Genomic DNA, 15435 nt, shown 5'->3' with positions numbered 1-15435 from the left:
GGCCGCCCCCTTGCAGAAATGCGCGTCCTGATCCTCAGGCGGCGACTTGGCCAGCCTCGCCCTCGGCTTCGGAGGTCGGCTTCGGCCCGCTATCCTGGCCCTTCGCCGCCGGATCGCGGTCCACCAGCTCGATCACCGCCATGGGCGCGGCATCGCCATAGCGGATACCGGCACGCAGCACCCGGGTATAGCCGCCGTTGCGGCTGCGATAGCGCTCGGCGATGGTGCTGAAGAGCTTGTCCACCACCTTCTCATCCATGAGCTGCGCATAGGCTTGGCGCCGCGCGTGCAACCCGCCCCGCTTGCCAAGAGTGATGATCCGCTCGACGTAGGGGCGGAGTTCCTTGGCCTTGGGCAAGGTGGTAGTGATCTGCTCGTGCTTCAGCAGGCTGGTCGCCATGTTGCGGAACATGGCAAGCCGATGGCTGCTGGTGACGCCGAGTTTCCGGCCGGCAATTCGATGACGCATGGTCCTCTGTCCTCAGCCCGCCAGTCTCAGAAGGGCTCTTCCAGCTTCTTGGCGAGTTCCTCGATGTTCTCCGGCGGCCAGCCGGGCACGGTCATGCCAAGGCTGAGGCCCATGGAGGCGAGGACCTCCTTGATCTCGTTCAGCGACTTGCGGCCAAAATTGGGGGTGCGGAGCATCTCCTGCTCCGTCTTCTGCACCAGATCGCCGATGTAGACGATGTTGTCGTTCTTCAGGCAGTTCGCCGAGCGGACGGAGAGCTCCAGCTCGTCCACCTTGCGCAGCAGGTTGCGGTTGAAGGGCAGGTCCTCCCGCTCCTCCTCCACCTTGCGCTCGCGGGGCTCGTCGAAATTGATGAAGAGCTGGAGCTGGTCCTGCAGGATGCGTGCGGCGAGCGCCACCGCATCCTCCGGCGCCACGGTGCCGTCGGTCTCGACGTTCAGGACCAGCTTGTCGTAGTCCGTGACCTGGCCGACGCGCGTCGGCTCCACCCGGTAGGCCACCCGACGCACGGGAGAATAGACCGCATCCACCGGGATCAGCCCGATCGGCGCGTCCTCGGGCCGGTTCTGCGCGGCCGGGACGTATCCCTTGCCGGTGTTGACCGTCAGCTCCATGGACAGCCGCGCGCCCTCGTCCAGCGTGCAGAGCACGAGGTCGGGATTGGCGATCTCGATGTCGCCGCTGGTCTGGATCTGTCCCGCGGTCACCTCGCCAGGGCCGCTCGCGGTGAGCTGCAGGCGCTTCGGCCCCTCGCCCTGCATGCGGATGGCAAGCTGCTTCACGTTCAGCACGATGTCCGTGACGTCCTCGCGCACGCCCTGGATGGAGCTGAACTCGTGCAGCACGCCGTCAATGCGGATGGCGGTGACCGCCGCTCCCTGCAGGGAGGACATCAGCACCCGCCGCAGCGCGTTCCCCAGCGTCATGCCGAAGCCGCGCTCCAGCGGCTCCGCCACGATGGTCGCGGCCCGCTGCGGGTCCGCGCCCACATCGACGTCCAGCTTCTCCGGGCGGATCAGCGACCGCCAATTCCTCTCGATCACGCCATCACTCTCCTTCGCCGCGAACGCCCGAGCCGAGGCGCGGCCCGGTCATCCGCACCGATCGTCCCGTCCTCAGACGCGGCGGCGCTTGCGCGGGCGGCAACCGTTATGGGGAATCGGCGTGACGTCCCGGATCGCGGTGACGTAGAAGCCGACCGCCTGCAGGGCACGCAGCGCGCTCTCGCGGCCGGAGCCGGGGCCGCTCACCATGATCTCCAGCGTCTCCATCCCGTGCTCGCGCGCCTTGCGGCCGGCATCCTCGGCGGCCACCTGCGCGGCGTAGGGGGTGGACTTCCGGCTGCCCTTGAAGCCCTGGCTGCCGGCGGACGACCAGGCGATGGCATTGCCCTGCGCATCGGTGATCGTGACGATGGTGTTGTTGAAGGAAGCCAGCACATGGGCCACGCCCGACGTGATGTTCTTCCGCTCCTTCTTGCGCGGGCCGCGGGCGCCGCCCCGGGGTTCGCGGGCCATCCTACTTCGTCACCTTCTTCTTGCCGGCAATCGGCACGGCCTTGCCCTTGCGCGTGCGCGCGTTGGTGTGGGTGCGCTGGCCGCGCACCGGCAGGCCGCGGCGGTGGCGCAGCCCCCGATAGGCCGCCATGTCCATCAGGCGCTTGATGTTCATCGCCACCTCGCGCCGGAGGTCGCCCTCGACGCGGTATTCGCGGTCAATCAGCTCGCGGATACGGAGGATCTCCTCGTCCGTGAGCTGGTTCACCCGGCGGTCCTCGGGGATGCCGAGCTTCTGGCAGATCTCGAGCGCGTTCTTCGGCCCGATGCCGTAGATATAGCGCAGCGAGATCGGCACGCGCTTGTTGGTGGGGATGTTCACGCCGGCGATGCGCGCCACTTGCTCAGCTCCTGGAGCTGCCGCTCCTGCTCAGCCCGTCGCCGATCCGATAGGAGGCGAAGGCGAAATGACCAACCGATTGCGATAAACCGCGAGCGCGGCACCGGAGCCTTCGGGGCGCCCGGACCGCGGGAGGCGCGGACTATAGCCGCCACGCCTGGGCCGTCAACCCCGCCCCGGGGTGGGGCCGAGGATGGCCTCTATCTGCCGCGCCACCTCCTCCATGGGCGCCATGCCATCCACCACCCGCAGCACGCCCTGGCTGGCGTAATAGGGCAGCAGCGGCGCGGTCTGGCGGTGATAGGCCTCAAGCCGCGCGGCGACGGTTTCCGCCTTGTCGTCGGCCCGGCGGGTGAACTCGGTGCTGCCGCAGACATCGCAGACCCCCGGCTGCTGCGGCTGCTTGAAGCGGTCGTGGTAGCCCTCGCCGCATTTCGCGCAGGTGAAACGGCCGGAAATGCGCTCGACCAGCGCGGCATCGTCCACCTGCAGCTCGATCACGTGGTCGAGGGGCATGGACTTCTCCTTCAGCACCGCGTCCAGCGCCTCGGCCTGCGGCACCGTCCGCGGAAAGCCGTCCAGGATGAAGCCCTTGGCAACGTCCGGGGCCGAAACCCGCTCGGCCAGCATCGCGATGATGATGGCGTCGGGCACCAATTCGCCCCGTTCCATGATGGCCTTGGCCTTGCGCCCGATCTCGCTGCCCGACCGGACCTCCGCCCGCAGCATGTCTCCGGTGGAGATCTGCCGGAGGCCATAGCGCTCTTCCAGGCGCTTCGCCTGGGTGCCTTTGCCGGCACCTGGCGGGCCGAGCAGGATCAGGTTCATGCGAGCATTCCCTCCAAGCCACCACGCCTCCTAGCGGGGCCGCGGGGCTCCGCGGCCGCCGAGGCGGGCCTTGCGGATCAGCCCCTCGTACTGGTGGGCGAACAGGTGGGACTGCACCTGCGCCACCGTATCCATGGTGACAGAGACGATGATCAGGAGGGAAGTGCCGCCGAAGTAGAAGGGCACGCCGTAATTGCTGATCAGGATCTCCGGCAGCAGGCAGACCAGGGTAAGATAGATGGCGCCGACCGTCGTCAGGCGGGTCAGAACCCGGTCGAAATAGTCCGCCGTCTGCTGCCCCGGCCGGATGCCCGGGACGAAGCCGCCATACTTCTTGAGGTTATCCGCCGTTTCCGAAGGGTTGAACACCACAGCCGTATAGAAGAAGGCGAAGAAGATGATCAGCCCCGCGTACAGCGCCATGTAGAGCGGCTGCCCATGCGCCAGCGCGCCGGCGATCATGGCAAGCCATCCCTCGCCCTGGGGATCCGCGGCGAAGCCTTGGATGGTCGCAGGCAGCAGCAGCAGCGAGGAGGCAAAGATCGGCGGGATGACGCCGGCGGTGTTCAGCTTCAGCGGCAGATGGGTGCTCTCGCCGCCGAACATGCGGTTGCCGACCTGGCGCTTCGGATACTGCACCGGGATGCGCCGCTGCGCCCGCTCGACGAACACCACGACGCCGATCACCACCAGGGCCACCAGCATGAAGGCGATGATGAAGAGGGTGGAGAGCGCGCCGGTACGGCCGAGTTCCAGCGTCGCGACAAGCGCCGAGGGCAGGTTGGCAACGATGCCGGCGAAGATGATGAGGGAGATGCCGTTGCCGACGCCGCGGGCGGTGATCTGCTCGCCCAGCCACATCAGGAACATGGTCCCGCCAACCAGGGTGATGACGGTGGAGATGCGGAAGAACCAGCCGGGGTCGTACACCGCCGGTCCCATCGTGCCACGCACCCCTTCGAGCCCCACCGCAATGCCGTAGGCCTGGAACATGGCGATGAAGACGGTGAGGTAGCGGGTGTACTGGTTGAGCTTCTTCCGCCCCGCCTCGCCCTCCTTCTTCAGGGCCTCGAGCGTCGGCACCGCCGCGGTCATCAGCTGGATGATGATGCTGGCGGAAATGTAGGGCATGATGTTCAGGGCGAAGACGGTCATGCGCCCGAGCGCCCCGCCGCTGAACATGTCGAACATGCCGAGGATGCCGCCGCCATGCTGCGCCAGCAGCTCGCCCATCACGGCCGCGTCCACGCCCGGCACCGGCACGTAGGTGCCGATCCGGTAGACGATCAGCGCCCCCAGCGTGAACCAGATGCGCTTCTTGAGCTCGGTCGCCTTGGCCAGGACGCCGAGATTGAGATTGGCCGCAAGCTGCTCGGCGGCGGAGGCCATGGCCCTCTACCCTCCTCACGGCAACGGCGCCCGCCCGGGGTGGCAACCGCCACCTTCCCCGGCCGTGGCGCCGCAGCCACGAAACCCCTGCTAACTAGCCACCACCCGGCGCAGCGACAAGCACGCCGCGCACCGGAACGGCGGCGGGATGTCAGCCCTCCGCGGCCGCCTCGGCGGGCGGGTTGAGCAGCGTGATCGTGCCACCTGCCGCCTGCACCGCCGCGACCGCCGAAGCCGAGGCGCCGGAGACGGTGATCGTCACCGCCCGCTTCAGCTCCCCCCGCCCCAGCAGCCGCACCCCGGCATACTTGCCGCCGGAGCGCACGACGCCGGCGGCGCGCAAGGCAGCCTCGTCGATCACACCCTCCGCCGGCAGGCGCCCGCTCTCGATCGCCGCATCGAGCGCATCAAGGTTGAGCGGGGCGTATTCCTTGCGGAACGGGTTGACAAATCCCCGCTTCGGCAGGCGCCGGTAGATCGGGAGCTGGCCGCCCTCGAACCCGTTCAGGGCCACGCCGGTGCGGGCCTTCTGCCCCTTTACGCCCTTGCCGCTGGTCTTGCCTTTGCCCGAGCCGATGCCGCGGCCCAGCCGCTTGGACTTCTTGCGCGCACCAGGATTATCACGCAGCTCGTTCAGCTTCATTTCGATCCCTTTCGGACCGCTTGGCCGTCGGCGCTGAGCCGAAGCCCGTCGCCGGCCAGACGGTCATCCACCCTGACCGGGGGTCTCATCCACCTTCACGAGGTGGGCGACCTTCCGGATCATGCCGCGGACCGCTGGTGTGTCCTCGAGCTCCCGCGTGCGGTGCATCTTGTTCAGGCCGAGGCCGATCAGCGTCTCGCGCTGCCCCGGCTTGCGGCCGATCGGCGACCCGACCTGGGTCACACGGATCGTCTTCTTCTGCGACTCAGCCACGGGCCGCCTCCACCGCTGGCGCCTCCGCAGGCGGCTGCTCCCTGCGCGGGCCCAGGATGTCGGCCACCTTCTTGCCGCGGCGCGCCGCCACGGCGCGGGGGCTGGTGCAGCGCGCGAGCGCTGCAAAGGTCGCCTTCACCATGTTGTGCGGGTTGGTCGTGCCGGTGCACTTGGCGACGACGTCACCCATCCCGAGCGTCTCGAACACGGCGCGCATCGGGCCGCCGGCGATGATGCCCGTGCCCGCCGGCGCCGCGCGCAGGATCACCCGGCCCGCGCCGAACTCGCCAATAATGTCATGGTGCAGCGTCCGGCCCTCGCGCATGGGAACCCGGATCATGCTCCGCTTCGCCTGCTCGGTCGCCTTGCGGATCGCTTCCGGCACCTCGCGGGCCTTGCCCGCCCCCCAGCCGACGCGCCCCTTCTGGTCACCGACGACGACCAGCGCGGCGAAGCTGAAGCGGCGCCCACCCTTCACCACCTTGGCGACGCGGTTGATGGTGACGAGCTTGTCCTGCAGCTCGTCGCCCTCACCGCGCTCCGGGCGGTTGTCGCGGTCGCGGTCCCGGCCGCGGCGGCGGCGCTCGCCGCCCTCGCCCTCGCCGCCCCTCGGTTCGCGTGCCATGCCCAAACTCCTCAGAAGTCGAGGCCGCCCTCGCGGGCGGCATCGGCCAGGGCCTGCACCCGGCCATGATAGAGATAGGGGCCACGGTCGAAGACGACCTTCGTCACCCCCGCAGCGACCGCGCGCTCCGCGACCTTGCGGCCGACAGCAGCGGCCGCAGCCCTGTCAGCCCCGGTGCGCAACGCCTCGCGCAGCTCCTTCTCGAGCGTGGAGGCAGCCGCGACGGTCCGCCCCTCGGCGTCGTTGATGACCTGCGCATAGATGTGCCGGCCGGAGCGGAACACCGAAAGGCGCGGCCGCCCGCCACCCTTGACCTTGAGCTGGTAGCGCAGTCGCTTGCGACGGCGCTCCTGCAGTGCGAGCTTGTCAGCCATTACTTCTTCTTGCCCTCCTTCCGGAGGATCTGCTCGTTCGCGTACTTGATGCCCTTGCCCTTATAGGGCTCGGGCCGGCGGAAGGCACGGATCTCGGCCGCCACCTGCCCGACCTGGCGCTTGTCCGCCCCCTCCACCTTGATGGCGGTCGGCCGTTCGCAGGTGATCTTGATGCCGGGCGGGATCGGATAGCGGATCTCGTGGCTGTAGCCGAGGTTCAGCACCAGGTCCTTGCCCTGCACCGCGGCACGGTAACCGGTGCCGTTGATCTCCATCTCCTTGACGAAGCCGGTGGAGACGCCCTGCACCATGCCGTTGATGAGGCTGCGGGTGGTGCCCCACATGGTGCGGGAGCGGCGATCCTCGCGCCGTGGCCGCACCGCGACCGCGTTGGCTGCGATCTCCACATCCACATCGTCCGTCAGGTCGAGCTTCAGCTCGCCATTCCTGCCCTTGGCGACAATGGTGCGGCCCTGCAGCGCCACCTGGACACCCGCGGGAACCGGCACCGGATACTTGCCGACGCGCGACATCGGGGCCTCCCTCAGAACACGCGGCAGAGAACCTCGCCGCCAACATTGGCGGCGCGGGCCTCGTTGTCGCTCATCACACCGCGCGGGGTGGAGAGGATGGAGATGCCAAGGCCATTGTAGAACTTGGGCAGCTCCTTAATCTTCGAATACACCCGCCGGCCTGGCTTGGAAACGCGGGTGATCTCCTTGATCGCCGGTTCCCCATCCGAATATTTCAGTTCGATCTCGAGCTGCCGCACACCAGGACGAAGTTCTTCCGTGCGCCAGGCGCGGATATAGCCCTCGCGCTTAAGCACTTCGCAAACGTTCTCACGCAGCCGGCTCGCAGGGGCGACGCAGCGCGTCTGCCGTGCACGCTGCGCGTTACGGATGCGGGTGAGCATATCCCCGAGGGGGTCGGAAAGCGCCATGCCGCCCTCCCCTACCAGCTTGCCTTCACCATGCCCGGGATCTGGCCGCTGTTCGCCAGCTCCCGGAGCATGTTACGGCTGAGCTTGAACTTGCGGTAGTTGCCGCGCGGACGGCCGGTCAGCTCGCAGCGGAGCCGCACGCGGGTCATGGCGCCGTTGCGCGGCAGCTGGGCGAGCTTCAGCGTCGCCTCAAACCGGTCCTCGACCGGCAGGCTACGGTCCATCACCACCGCCTTCAGCGCCGCGCGCTTCGCAGCATGAAGCTTCGCCAGGCGGGTACGGCGCTTGTTCTTCTCGACAGCCGAGGTCTTGGCCATACGGTCTTTATCCTCCGGAACCTGCTCCCGGACCATGCCGGGCGGTTTTCCAAGTTCAGTTGGCGAAGGGAAGATCGAAGGCCTTCAGGAGAGCCTTCGCTTCCTTGTCGGTCTTCGCCGTGGTGACGAACACGATGTCCATGCCCCGGATCGTGTCCACCTTGTCGTAGTTGATCTCCGGGAACACGATCTGTTCCTTCAGGCCCAAGGCGAAGTTGCCCCGGCCGTCGAAGCCGCGATTGCCCGTAATGCCGCGGAAATCCCGCACCCGAGGCAATGCGATCGTCACTAGGCGGTCGAGGAATTCGTACATCCTGGCCTTGCGCAGCGTCACCTTGCAGCCGATCGCCTGGCCCTTCCGGATCTTGAAGCCGGCAATGGCCTTCTTGGCCAGCGTCTTCACCGGCTTCTGCCCCGCGATGGCCGCAAGGTCGGCAACGGCCGAGTCAAGCTTCTTCTGGTCGCCAGCCGCCTCGCCGACACCCATGTTAATGACGATCTTTTCGAGCTTCGGCACCGCCATCGGATTAGTGTAGCCGAACTCCTCGATCAGGCGCTTGCGTACCACCTCGTCATAATGGCGGCGCAGGCGCGGCGGCTCCGCAGGAGACGCCTTCGCCTCGCCCGCGGCGGCCGCGATGACCGTCGCCTTGCCTTCCTGCGTCGTGGCCGCCTTCTTGCCGCCGGCCGGCTTCTTCTGCGTCCCGCTCATCGGTCGAGCACCTCACCCGAAGCCTTCGCCACCCGCACCTTGGTTCCATCCTCAAGGATCCGGAAGCCGACCCGCGTCGGCCTGTCGGACTTCGGGTCGATCAGCGCCAGGTTGGAGAGGTGAATCGGCGCCTCCTTCTCCAGGATGCCGCCCGGACGGCCGAGCCCGGTCGGCTTCTGATGCCGCTTCACCATGTTGACGCCCCGCACCAGGGCCCGCTCTTCCTTCGGCATCACGGCGATCACCTCGCCACGCTTGCCTTTGTCGCGACCGACCAGCACCTGGACCCGGTCGCCCTTCCTGATCTTCGCGGCCATGGCCTTACAAGACCTCCGGCGCCAGCGAAATGATCTTCATGTAGCGCCGCGCGCGCAGCTCGCGCACCACGGGGCCGAAGATGCGGGTGCCGATCGGCTCGCCCTGCTTGTTGATCAGCACCGCCGCGTTGCCGTCGAAGCGGATCGCCGTGCCATCGGCGCGCCGCACGGGATACGCGGTGCGGACGATGACAGCGCGATGCACCTCGCCCTTCTTCACCTTGGCGCGGGGAATCGCCTCCTTCACCGAGACCACGATCACATCGCCGACGCTTGCGGTCTTCCGCTTCGAACCGCCGAGCACCTTGATGCACTGCACGCGCCGCGCCCCGGAATTATCCGCGACGTCGAGATTGCTCTCAGGATGGATCACGACGCCACCTCTCCAGCCGGAGCGCCAAGCGGCTGCCCGTTCCGCGTGATCACCATCCAGGCCTTGCGCTTGGAGATGGGCGGGCATTCCTCGATCTGCACCACGTCGCCTTCCTTGCACAGGTTGGCTTCGTCGTGCGCGGCGTATTTCTTCGAGCGCCGGATGAACTTCTTGTAGAGCGGATGCATCACACGACGTTCGACAAGAACGGTAACCGTCTTGTCCATCTTGTCGCTGACCACCCTGCCCGTGAGGACGCGCTTCGGCATCGCCGTCGGTCTCCTCTACGCCTTCTGTTCGGCCGCGCGCTTGCGCTCGGCCATCACCGTCTTGATCCGCGCGATGTCGCGCCGGACCACCCTGATCCGCCCTGTGGCCTCGAGCTGCCCGGTAGCCCGCTGGAAGCGCAAGTTGAACTGCTCCTTGCGCAGGTCAAGCAGCATCGTCCGCAACTCGTCCGCAGTCTTGGCGCGAATGTCCGCGACCTTCGTCATCGCCTCATGCCTCCGCCGCACCAAGACGCGACACGATTTTGGTCTTGATCGGGAGCTTGGCGGCACCGAGCGTCAGCGCCTCGCGCGCCAGCTCCTGCGTCACGCCGTCAATCTCGAACATGATCCGGCCAGGCTTGACGCGGCAGATCCAGTACTCCGGAGACCCCTTGCCGGATCCCATGCGGACTTCGGCCGGCTTAGTGGAAACCGGAACATCCGGAAAAATGCGGATCCACACGCGCCCCTGACGCTTCATGGCGCGAGTAATGGCACGACGAGCCGCCTCGATCTGCCGCGCAGTCACCCGCTCAGGCTCCAGCGCCTTCAGGCCATAGCCGCCGAAGGTCAGGCTGAAGCCCCCCTTGGCGACGCCATGAATCCGTCCCTTGTGGGCCTTCCGGAACTTCGTACGCTTGGGCTGCAACATGCCCTTGTTTCCCTATCTCGCTCCGGCGTCAGCGCTGCGGTGCCTGCTCCGCCGCCCGCTTGTCCTGGGCCAGCGGGTCGTGCGACATGATCTCGCCCTTAAAGATCCACACCTTGACGCCACAAGTGCCATAGGTGGTCTTCGCGGTGGCCGTGCCGTAGTCGATGTCGGCACGCAGCGTATGCAGCGGCACCCGCCCTTCGCGATACCACTCCATCCGCGCGATCTCTGCCCCACCTAGGCGACCAGAGCAGTTGATTCGAATGCCGTGCGCGCCAAGCCGCATCGCGCTCTGCACGGCGCGCTTCATGGCGCGGCGGAAGGCGACGCGGCGCTCAAGCTGTTGCGCAATGCTCTCCGCGACCAGCGTGGCATCAAGCTCCGGCTTGCGGATCTCGACGATGTTCAGGGCCACTTCGGCCCCGGCCATCTTCGCCAGATCCTTGCGCAGCACCTCGATATCGGCGCCCTTCTTGCCGATCACGACGCCAGGGCGAGCAGCATGGATGGTGACGCGCGGCTTCTTTGCGGGCCGCTCGATCACCACCTTGGAGACACCGGCACCCTTGAGCCGATCCCGCAGGGTCTCCCGCAGCTTGAGATCGTCATGCAGCAGCTTGGCATAGTCATCGCCGGCAAACCAGCGGCTGTCCCAGGTCCGGTTGATGCCAAGTCGCAGCCCGATCGGGTTGACCTTCTGCCCCATGCTACGCGGTCTCCTGCTTGGCCGGCTGCTCGGCTGGCTGCTCAGCCACCACAATCTTGAGGTGGCTGAACCACTTCTCCACCCGCGCGGCGCGGCCACGGCCCCGGGCATGGAAGCGCTTCATCACAATGGAGCGTCCGACCTCCGCCCGGGAAACGACCAGCCGATCAACATCGAGCTGGTGGTTGTTCTCCGCATTGGCGATCGCACTCTCCAGGGTCTTCTTCACAGTGCCGGCAATTCGGCGCTTGCTGAAGGTGAGCGCCGCAATCGCCTGCTGCGCCTTGTGTCCCCGAATCATCGCCGCCACCAGGTTCAGCTTGCGTGGAGAGACGCGAATGTTACGCGTGATCGCCTGTGCCTCGGTTTCGGCGAGCGCACGCTCGCGCTTAGGCTTGCTCATGGCTCAGCCCCGCTTCGCCTTCTTGTCGGCCGCGTGCCCGGTGAAGGTACGCGTCGGCGAGAACTCGCCGAATTTGTGCCCCACCATATTCTCCGTCACCTGCACGGGAATGAACTTCTTCCCGTTGTACACTCCGAAGGTCAGGCCGACGAACTGCGGCAGGATCGTGCTCCGGCGCGACCAGATCTTGATGATCTCGTTGCGGCCGGAGGCGCGCGCCGCCTCCGCCTTGTTTAGCAGGTAGCCGTCCACGAACGGCCCCTTCCACACACTCCGCGGCATCAGGATCAACCCTTCGTCGCGTGGCGGCGCCGGACGATCAGCCGGTCCGTCCGCTTGTTGTTGCGGGTCTTCGCGCCCTTGGTCGGCTTGCCCCAAGGGGTCACCGGATGGCGACCGCCCGAGGTACGGCCCTCGCCACCGCCATGCGGATGATCCACCGGGTTCATCACCACACCACGGTTGTGCGGGCGCCGGCCAAGCCAGCGCGACCGGCCGGCCTTGCCAATCTGCTGATTGGAGTTGTCCGGGTTGGAGACAGCACCGATCGTCGCCATGCATTCGGCGCGCACGACCCGCAACTCGCCCGACATCAACTTGATCTGAGCATAACCGGCGTCCTTGCCGACAAGCTGCACATAAGTCCCGGCCGCACGCGCGAGCTTGCCACCGGCCCCAGGCTTCATTTCCACATTGTGGATGATAGTGCCCACAGGGATGGCCGCCATCGGCATGGCGTTGCCAGGCTTGATATCCGCCCGCTCGGCCGCAACGACAGTATCTCCAGCCTTCAGCCGCTGCGGCGCCAGGATATAGGAAAGCTCCCCATCCTCGTACCTGACCAGCGCGATCCAGGCGGTGCGGTTCGGATCATACTCCAGGCGCTCCACCCTAGCCGGCACGCCGAGCTTGGCTCTGCGCTTGAAGTCCACGTAGCGATAGGCCTGCTTGTGCCCGCCGCCCCGGAAACGCACCGTGATGCGGCCGTGATTGTTGCGCCCCCCCGAGGAGTGCTTGCCCTCGGTGAGCTGCTTCACCGGCTTTCCCTTCCACAGCTCGTCGCGCTTGACCAGGATGGTGCCGCGCAAGCTCGGAGTGACTGGATTAAAACTTTTCAGCGCCATGGCGTCACGCCAGCCCCGTGGTCAGGTCGATGCTCTGGCCCTCGGCCAGGCGCACCATCGCCTTTTTCCAGTCGGATCGTTGGCCTGGCCGGCCGCGGAACCGCTTCCTCTTGCCTTTCACGACCATCGTGTTCACGGCCAGAACCCGCACTCCGAACAGCCCTTCCACCGCGGCCTTGATCTCGGGCTTGGTGGCCTCCAGGGGAACGCGAAACACGTACTGGCTTCTCTCGCCGAGCGCAGTGGCCTTCTCGGTGATCACAGGAGCAAGAATGATTTGGTACATGCGCTCGCGACCAATCGGCATGCGAGCAGCCTGTGACTTCCCGTCCATGTCACTCATGCCTGCGCCTCCTTCGCATCAGGCGCGCCCAGCAGCCTCTGCTTCAAAGCCTCGACGCCCGCACGAGTGAGCGCCAGGACGTCATGATTCAATATGTCATAGACGTTGGCGCCAACGCACGGCAGCACTTGCACCTTTGGGATGTTACGGACAGCGCGGTCGAACTCCGCATTCGTCGCCGCATCCACAACCAGCGCGCTCCGCCACCCAAGGGCACTGATCTGCTTCGCCACCTGCCTCGTCTTGGCGCCGTCGCCAACAGCAACGCTGTCCAGGACGACAAGCTTGCCGTCGCGCGCCTTCTGGCTGAGCGCGCTGATAAGTCCCAGGCGGCGCACCTTCTTGTTCAGCCGGTAGCCATGGTCCCGCACCACCGGGCCATGAACAACGCCACCCGTGCGGAACTGCGGCGCGCGCAGAGACCCCTGGCGGGCGTTGCCGGTACCCTTCTGCCGGTAGGGCTTCTTCGTGGTGCCCTGCACCTCGCCCATGCCCTTGACCTTGTGGGTGCCGGCCCGCCGCTTGGCCAGTTGCCAATGGACCACGCGCGCCATGATGTCAGGGCGCGGCTCGGCGGCGAACAGCGCGTCAGGCAGTTCGATCTCACCGGCTTCGCCGTTGTCCAACGTGATGACCTTCACCTGCATTGTCATCACTCCTCAGGCCACCGCCGCGGGAAACGGCGCATCGGCAGGGCGCGCGCGCTTCACCGCATCGCGCACCAGCACGTACCCGCCTCGGGCACCGGGAACCGCACCCTTGACCAGAATAAGACCCTTCTCGGGATCCACGCCGGCGACCTCGAGGTTCTGCGTAGTCACCCGCTCGGCTCCAAGGTGCCCTGCCATCTTCTTGTTCTTGAACACCTTGCCAGGATCCTGGCGATTGCCCGTCGAACCATGGCTGCGGTGGCTGATGGAGACACCGTGGGATGCCTCAAGCCCCGCGAAATTCCAGCGCTTCATCGCACCGGCGAACCCCTTGCCGATGGTGATGCCGGTAACATCCACCTTCTGCCCCTTGACGAAATGCGCGGGCGTCAGGCGGGCGCCGGGCTCCAGAGCCGCTTCGGGCGCGACGCGGAATTCGACCAACTTCCTGGGCGCCTCCACCCCAGCCTTGGCAAAATGCCCGCGATTGGCCTTGGTGACGTTCTTCGGCTTCGCCCGGCCGATGCCGAGCTGAAGCGCATCATAGCCGTCCTTCTCCGCCGTACGGCGGGCCACGACGCGCACGTCATCCACATGCAGCACGGTGACGGGAACCGTGCTGCCGTCTTCGTTGAACAGCCGGGACATGCCCAGCTTCCTGGCGATAAGGCCGGTCCGGCCGTTCTTGGCGGCCATGGTTGAAGACTCCTCCCCAGGCCTCAGATCTTGATCTCGACGTCCACACCGGCGGCGAGGTCGAGCTTCATCAGCGCGTCCACCGTCTGTGGAGTCGGATCAACGATGTCGAGAAGGCGGCGATGCGTGCGGATCTCGAACTGCTCGCGGCTCTTCTTATCGATGTGGGGCGAACGGTTGACGGTGAAGCGCTCAATCTCCGTCGGCAGCGGGATGGGCCCGCGAACGCGTGCGCCCGTCCGCTTCGCGGTGTTGACGATCTCCCGCGTGCTGGTGTCGAGCACGCGATGATCGAACGCCTTGAGGCGGATGCGGATATTCTGGTTGTCCATGACTGACGGGCCCAAACCCAGCTTCCANCGTCCATCGAGACGTTGTCGCCGGGCATCACCATCTCCACCCCTTCCGGCAGCTTCACCACCCCGGTGACGTCGGTGGTGCGGAAGTAGAACTGCGGCCGGTAGTTGGTGAAGAACGGCGTATGCCGGCCCCCCTCCTCCTTGGTCAGCACGTAGGCCTCGGCCTTGAACTGCGTGTGCGGCGTGATCGAGCCGGGCGCGGCCAGAACCTGCCCGCGCTCCACCTCCTCGCGCTTGGTGCCGCGCAGCAGCGCCCCGATGTTGTCCCCCGCCTCGCCCTGGTCCAGCAGCTTGCGGAACATCTCGACCCCGGTGACCACCGTCTTCTGCGTCGGCCGCAGCCCGACGATCTCCACCTCGTCGCCCACCTTCACCACGCCGCGCTCGATCCGCCCCGTCACCACCGTGCCGCGGCCGGAGATCGAGAACACGTCCTCGATCGGCATCAGGAACGGGCGGTCCTTCGGGCGCTCCGGCTGCGGGATGTAGGCGTCCACCGCCTCCATCAGCTTCAGGATCGCCTGCTCGCCGATCTCGGGCTCGCGGTCCTCGAGCGCGCACAGCGCCGAGCCGCGCACCACCGGAATGTCGTCGCCCGGGAACTGGTAGGACTTCAGCAGCTCCCGCACCTCGAGCTCGACCAGGTCGAGCAGCTCCGGGTCGTCCACCATGTCCACCTTGTTCATGAACACGACCAGCGCCGGAACACCCACCTGCCGCGCCAGCAGGATGTGCTCGCGCGTCTGCGGCATCGGGCCGTCGGCCGCCGACACCACGAGGATCGCGCCGTCCATCTGCGCCGCCCCCGTGATCATGTTCTTCACGTAGTCGGCGTGGCCAGGGCAGTCCACATGCGCGTAGTGCCGCTTCGCCGTCTCGTACTCGACATGCGCCGTCGAGATCGTGATGCCGCGCGCCTTCTCCTCCGGCGCCTTGTCGATCTGGTCATAGGCGGTGAAGGTCGCACCGCCCGTCTTCGCCAGGACCTTGGTGATCGCCGCCGTCAGCGACGTCTTGCCATGATCCACATGCCCGATCGTGCCAATGTTGCAGTGCGGCTTCGTCCGCTCAAAC

Annotated in this window: 27 protein-coding genes and 1 pseudogene; all 28 read right to left on the bottom strand. The window is 66.7% G+C overall.

Annotated elements, in window-relative coordinates; translation table 11 throughout:
- Positions 1–34: 34 nt before the first annotated feature.
- A complete protein-coding gene (gene rplQ / locus ET526_RS17795; protein ID WP_135469692.1) occupies positions 35–469 on the bottom strand; it encodes a 50S ribosomal protein L17 in 435 nt (144 codons plus the stop codon).
- A 26-nt stretch (positions 470–495) separates the two neighbouring features.
- Positions 496–1512 (bottom strand): DNA-directed RNA polymerase subunit alpha, encoded by a 1017-nt coding sequence (locus ET526_RS17790; protein WP_135469689.1) that lies wholly within the window; start codon positions 1510–1512, stop codon positions 496–498.
- A 72-nt stretch (positions 1513–1584) separates the two neighbouring features.
- Entirely contained in the window at positions 1585–1986 is a 402-nt protein-coding gene (gene rpsK, locus ET526_RS17785) for a 30S ribosomal protein S11 (protein WP_135469685.1), read from the bottom strand.
- Between the two features lies 1 nt (position 1987).
- Positions 1988–2365 (bottom strand): 30S ribosomal protein S13, encoded by a 378-nt coding sequence (gene rpsM, locus ET526_RS17780; RefSeq protein WP_135469682.1) that lies wholly within the window; start codon positions 2363–2365, stop codon positions 1988–1990.
- A gap of 165 nt (positions 2366–2530) precedes the next feature.
- Complete coding sequence (locus tag ET526_RS17775) at positions 2531–3193, bottom strand: adenylate kinase (protein WP_135469679.1); 663 nt, start codon at positions 3191–3193, stop codon at positions 2531–2533.
- 30 nt (positions 3194–3223) lie between these two features.
- Entirely contained in the window at positions 3224–4582 is a 1359-nt protein-coding gene (secY, locus tag ET526_RS17770) for a preprotein translocase subunit SecY (protein WP_135469675.1), read from the bottom strand.
- 151 nt (positions 4583–4733) lie between these two features.
- Positions 4734–5225 (bottom strand): 50S ribosomal protein L15, encoded by a 492-nt coding sequence (gene rplO, locus ET526_RS17765; protein WP_135469672.1) that lies wholly within the window; start codon positions 5223–5225, stop codon positions 4734–4736.
- A 63-nt stretch (positions 5226–5288) separates the two neighbouring features.
- Positions 5289–5498, bottom strand: a complete 210-nt coding sequence (gene rpmD / locus ET526_RS17760) for a 50S ribosomal protein L30 (RefSeq protein ID WP_135469669.1) — start codon at positions 5496–5498, stop codon at positions 5289–5291.
- Positions 5491–6123, bottom strand: a complete 633-nt coding sequence (gene rpsE, locus ET526_RS17755) for a 30S ribosomal protein S5 (RefSeq protein WP_135469665.1) — start codon at positions 6121–6123, stop codon at positions 5491–5493. The genes rpmD and rpsE overlap by 8 nt, the downstream gene beginning before the upstream one ends.
- 11 nt (positions 6124–6134) lie before the next feature.
- Positions 6135–6497 carry a 50S ribosomal protein L18 gene (gene rplR / locus ET526_RS17750; RefSeq protein WP_135469662.1) on the bottom strand — a complete coding sequence of 121 codons (363 nt, stop codon included), beginning with the start codon at positions 6495–6497 and terminating at the stop codon, positions 6135–6137.
- Positions 6497–7030 carry a 50S ribosomal protein L6 gene (rplF, locus tag ET526_RS17745; protein WP_135469659.1) on the bottom strand — a complete coding sequence of 178 codons (534 nt, stop codon included), beginning with the start codon at positions 7028–7030 and terminating at the stop codon, positions 6497–6499. Before rplF ends, rplR begins: the two co-directional genes overlap by 1 nt.
- 11 nt (positions 7031–7041) lie before the next feature.
- On the bottom strand, positions 7042–7440 hold the full coding sequence (rpsH, locus tag ET526_RS17740; protein WP_135469656.1) for a 30S ribosomal protein S8: 399 nt from the start codon (positions 7438–7440) through the stop codon (positions 7042–7044).
- A gap of 11 nt (positions 7441–7451) precedes the next feature.
- Positions 7452–7757 (bottom strand): 30S ribosomal protein S14, encoded by a 306-nt coding sequence (gene rpsN / locus ET526_RS17735; protein WP_135469651.1) that lies wholly within the window; start codon positions 7755–7757, stop codon positions 7452–7454.
- Positions 7758–7812: 55 nt separating this feature from the next.
- Positions 7813–8469 (bottom strand): 50S ribosomal protein L5, encoded by a 657-nt coding sequence (gene rplE, locus ET526_RS17730; protein ID WP_135469647.1) that lies wholly within the window; start codon positions 8467–8469, stop codon positions 7813–7815.
- A complete protein-coding gene (gene rplX, locus ET526_RS17725; protein ID WP_135469644.1) occupies positions 8466–8786 on the bottom strand; it encodes a 50S ribosomal protein L24 in 321 nt (106 codons plus the stop codon). The genes rplE and rplX overlap by 4 nt, the downstream gene beginning before the upstream one ends.
- Before the next feature lie 4 nt (positions 8787–8790).
- Positions 8791–9159, bottom strand: coding sequence for a 50S ribosomal protein L14 (rplN, locus tag ET526_RS17720; protein ID WP_135469640.1), 369 nt, complete (start codon positions 9157–9159; stop codon positions 8791–8793).
- Positions 9156–9428 carry a 30S ribosomal protein S17 gene (gene rpsQ / locus ET526_RS17715; RefSeq protein WP_135469637.1) on the bottom strand — a complete coding sequence of 91 codons (273 nt, stop codon included), beginning with the start codon at positions 9426–9428 and terminating at the stop codon, positions 9156–9158. The genes rplN and rpsQ overlap by 4 nt, the downstream gene beginning before the upstream one ends.
- A 15-nt stretch (positions 9429–9443) precedes the next feature.
- Entirely contained in the window at positions 9444–9653 is a 210-nt protein-coding gene (gene rpmC, locus ET526_RS17710; protein ID WP_135469633.1) for a 50S ribosomal protein L29, read from the bottom strand.
- A 4-nt stretch (positions 9654–9657) separates the two neighbouring features.
- Complete coding sequence (gene rplP, locus ET526_RS17705) at positions 9658–10080, bottom strand: 50S ribosomal protein L16 (protein WP_135469630.1); 423 nt, start codon at positions 10078–10080, stop codon at positions 9658–9660.
- Between the two features lie 28 nt (positions 10081–10108).
- Positions 10109–10786, bottom strand: a complete 678-nt coding sequence (rpsC, locus tag ET526_RS17700) for a 30S ribosomal protein S3 (RefSeq protein WP_135469626.1) — start codon at positions 10784–10786, stop codon at positions 10109–10111.
- 1 nt (position 10787) lies between these two features.
- On the bottom strand, positions 10788–11189 hold the full coding sequence (gene rplV, locus ET526_RS17695; protein ID WP_135469623.1) for a 50S ribosomal protein L22: 402 nt from the start codon (positions 11187–11189) through the stop codon (positions 10788–10790).
- Between the two features lie 3 nt (positions 11190–11192).
- Positions 11193–11471 carry a 30S ribosomal protein S19 gene (rpsS, locus tag ET526_RS17690; RefSeq protein ID WP_135469620.1) on the bottom strand — a complete coding sequence of 93 codons (279 nt, stop codon included), beginning with the start codon at positions 11469–11471 and terminating at the stop codon, positions 11193–11195.
- A gap of 5 nt (positions 11472–11476) precedes the next feature.
- Positions 11477–12313: a 50S ribosomal protein L2 gene (gene rplB, locus ET526_RS17685; RefSeq protein WP_135469617.1), complete on the bottom strand. Its 837-nt coding sequence runs from the start codon at positions 12311–12313 to the stop codon at positions 11477–11479.
- Positions 12314–12317: 4 nt separating this feature from the next.
- Positions 12318–12614 (bottom strand): 50S ribosomal protein L23, encoded by a 297-nt coding sequence (locus ET526_RS17680; protein ID WP_456305126.1) that lies wholly within the window; start codon positions 12612–12614, stop codon positions 12318–12320.
- A 38-nt stretch (positions 12615–12652) separates the two neighbouring features.
- On the bottom strand, positions 12653–13303 hold the full coding sequence (gene rplD, locus ET526_RS17675) for a 50S ribosomal protein L4 (protein ID WP_135469610.1): 651 nt from the start codon (positions 13301–13303) through the stop codon (positions 12653–12655).
- 12 nt (positions 13304–13315) lie between these two features.
- Complete coding sequence (rplC, locus tag ET526_RS17670) at positions 13316–14002, bottom strand: 50S ribosomal protein L3 (protein ID WP_135469607.1); 687 nt, start codon at positions 14000–14002, stop codon at positions 13316–13318.
- Between the two features lie 23 nt (positions 14003–14025).
- A complete protein-coding gene (gene rpsJ / locus ET526_RS17665; RefSeq protein WP_135469603.1) occupies positions 14026–14334 on the bottom strand; it encodes a 30S ribosomal protein S10 in 309 nt (102 codons plus the stop codon).
- A 29-nt stretch (positions 14335–14363) separates the two neighbouring features.
- A pseudogene (gene tuf / locus ET526_RS17660) lies at positions 14364–15435 on the bottom strand (elongation factor Tu); the annotation flags it as partial.

This window comes from Crenalkalicoccus roseus (assembly GCF_004761865.1).
Lineage (GTDB): Bacteria > Pseudomonadota > Alphaproteobacteria > Acetobacterales > Acetobacteraceae > Crenalkalicoccus > Crenalkalicoccus roseus.
This window is presented reverse-complemented; position numbering and strand designations above follow the sequence as displayed.

Coding starts and splice junctions, on each gene's coding strand:
- rplQ (WP_135469692.1), bottom strand. CDS start 469: ATGCGTCATCGAATTGCCGGCCGGAAACTCGGCGTCACCAGCAGCCAT.
- rpsK (WP_135469685.1), bottom strand. CDS start 1,986: ATGGCCCGCGAACCCCGGGGCGGCGCCCGCGGCCCGCGCAAGAAGGAG.
- ET526_RS17775 (WP_135469679.1), bottom strand. CDS start 3,193: ATGAACCTGATCCTGCTCGGCCCGCCAGGTGCCGGCAAAGGCACCCAG.
- secY (WP_135469675.1), bottom strand. CDS start 4,582: ATGGCCTCCGCCGCCGAGCAGCTTGCGGCCAATCTCAATCTCGGCGTC.
- rplO (WP_135469672.1), bottom strand. CDS start 5,225: ATGAAGCTGAACGAGCTGCGTGATAATCCTGGTGCGCGCAAGAAGTCC.
- rpsE (WP_135469665.1), bottom strand. CDS start 6,123: ATGGCACGCGAACCGAGGGGCGGCGAGGGCGAGGGCGGCGAGCGCCGC.
- rplR (WP_135469662.1), bottom strand. CDS start 6,497: ATGGCTGACAAGCTCGCACTGCAGGAGCGCCGTCGCAAGCGACTGCGC.
- rplF (WP_135469659.1), bottom strand. CDS start 7,030: ATGTCGCGCGTCGGCAAGTATCCGGTGCCGGTTCCCGCGGGTGTCCAG.
- rpsH (WP_135469656.1), bottom strand. CDS start 7,440: ATGGCGCTTTCCGACCCCCTCGGGGATATGCTCACCCGCATCCGTAAC.
- rpsN (WP_135469651.1), bottom strand. CDS start 7,757: ATGGCCAAGACCTCGGCTGTCGAGAAGAACAAGCGCCGTACCCGCCTG.
- rplE (WP_135469647.1), bottom strand. CDS start 8,469: ATGAGCGGGACGCAGAAGAAGCCGGCCGGCGGCAAGAAGGCGGCCACG.
- rplX (WP_135469644.1), bottom strand. CDS start 8,786: ATGGCCGCGAAGATCAGGAAGGGCGACCGGGTCCAGGTGCTGGTCGGT.
- rpsQ (WP_135469637.1), bottom strand. CDS start 9,428: ATGCCGAAGCGCGTCCTCACGGGCAGGGTGGTCAGCGACAAGATGGAC.
- rpmC (WP_135469633.1), bottom strand. CDS start 9,653: ATGACGAAGGTCGCGGACATTCGCGCCAAGACTGCGGACGAGTTGCGG.
- rplP (WP_135469630.1), bottom strand. CDS start 10,080: ATGTTGCAGCCCAAGCGTACGAAGTTCCGGAAGGCCCACAAGGGACGG.
- rpsC (WP_135469626.1), bottom strand. CDS start 10,786: ATGGGGCAGAAGGTCAACCCGATCGGGCTGCGACTTGGCATCAACCGG.
- rplV (WP_135469623.1), bottom strand. CDS start 11,189: ATGAGCAAGCCTAAGCGCGAGCGTGCGCTCGCCGAAACCGAGGCACAG.
- rpsS (WP_135469620.1), bottom strand. CDS start 11,471: ATGCCGCGGAGTGTGTGGAAGGGGCCGTTCGTGGACGGCTACCTGCTA.
- rplB (WP_135469617.1), bottom strand. CDS start 12,313: ATGGCGCTGAAAAGTTTTAATCCAGTCACTCCGAGCTTGCGCGGCACC.
- rplD (WP_135469610.1), bottom strand. CDS start 13,303: ATGCAGGTGAAGGTCATCACGTTGGACAACGGCGAAGCCGGTGAGATC.
- rplC (WP_135469607.1), bottom strand. CDS start 14,002: ATGGCCGCCAAGAACGGCCGGACCGGCCTTATCGCCAGGAAGCTGGGC.
- rpsJ (WP_135469603.1), bottom strand. CDS start 14,334: ATGGACAACCAGAATATCCGCATCCGCCTCAAGGCGTTCGATCATCGC.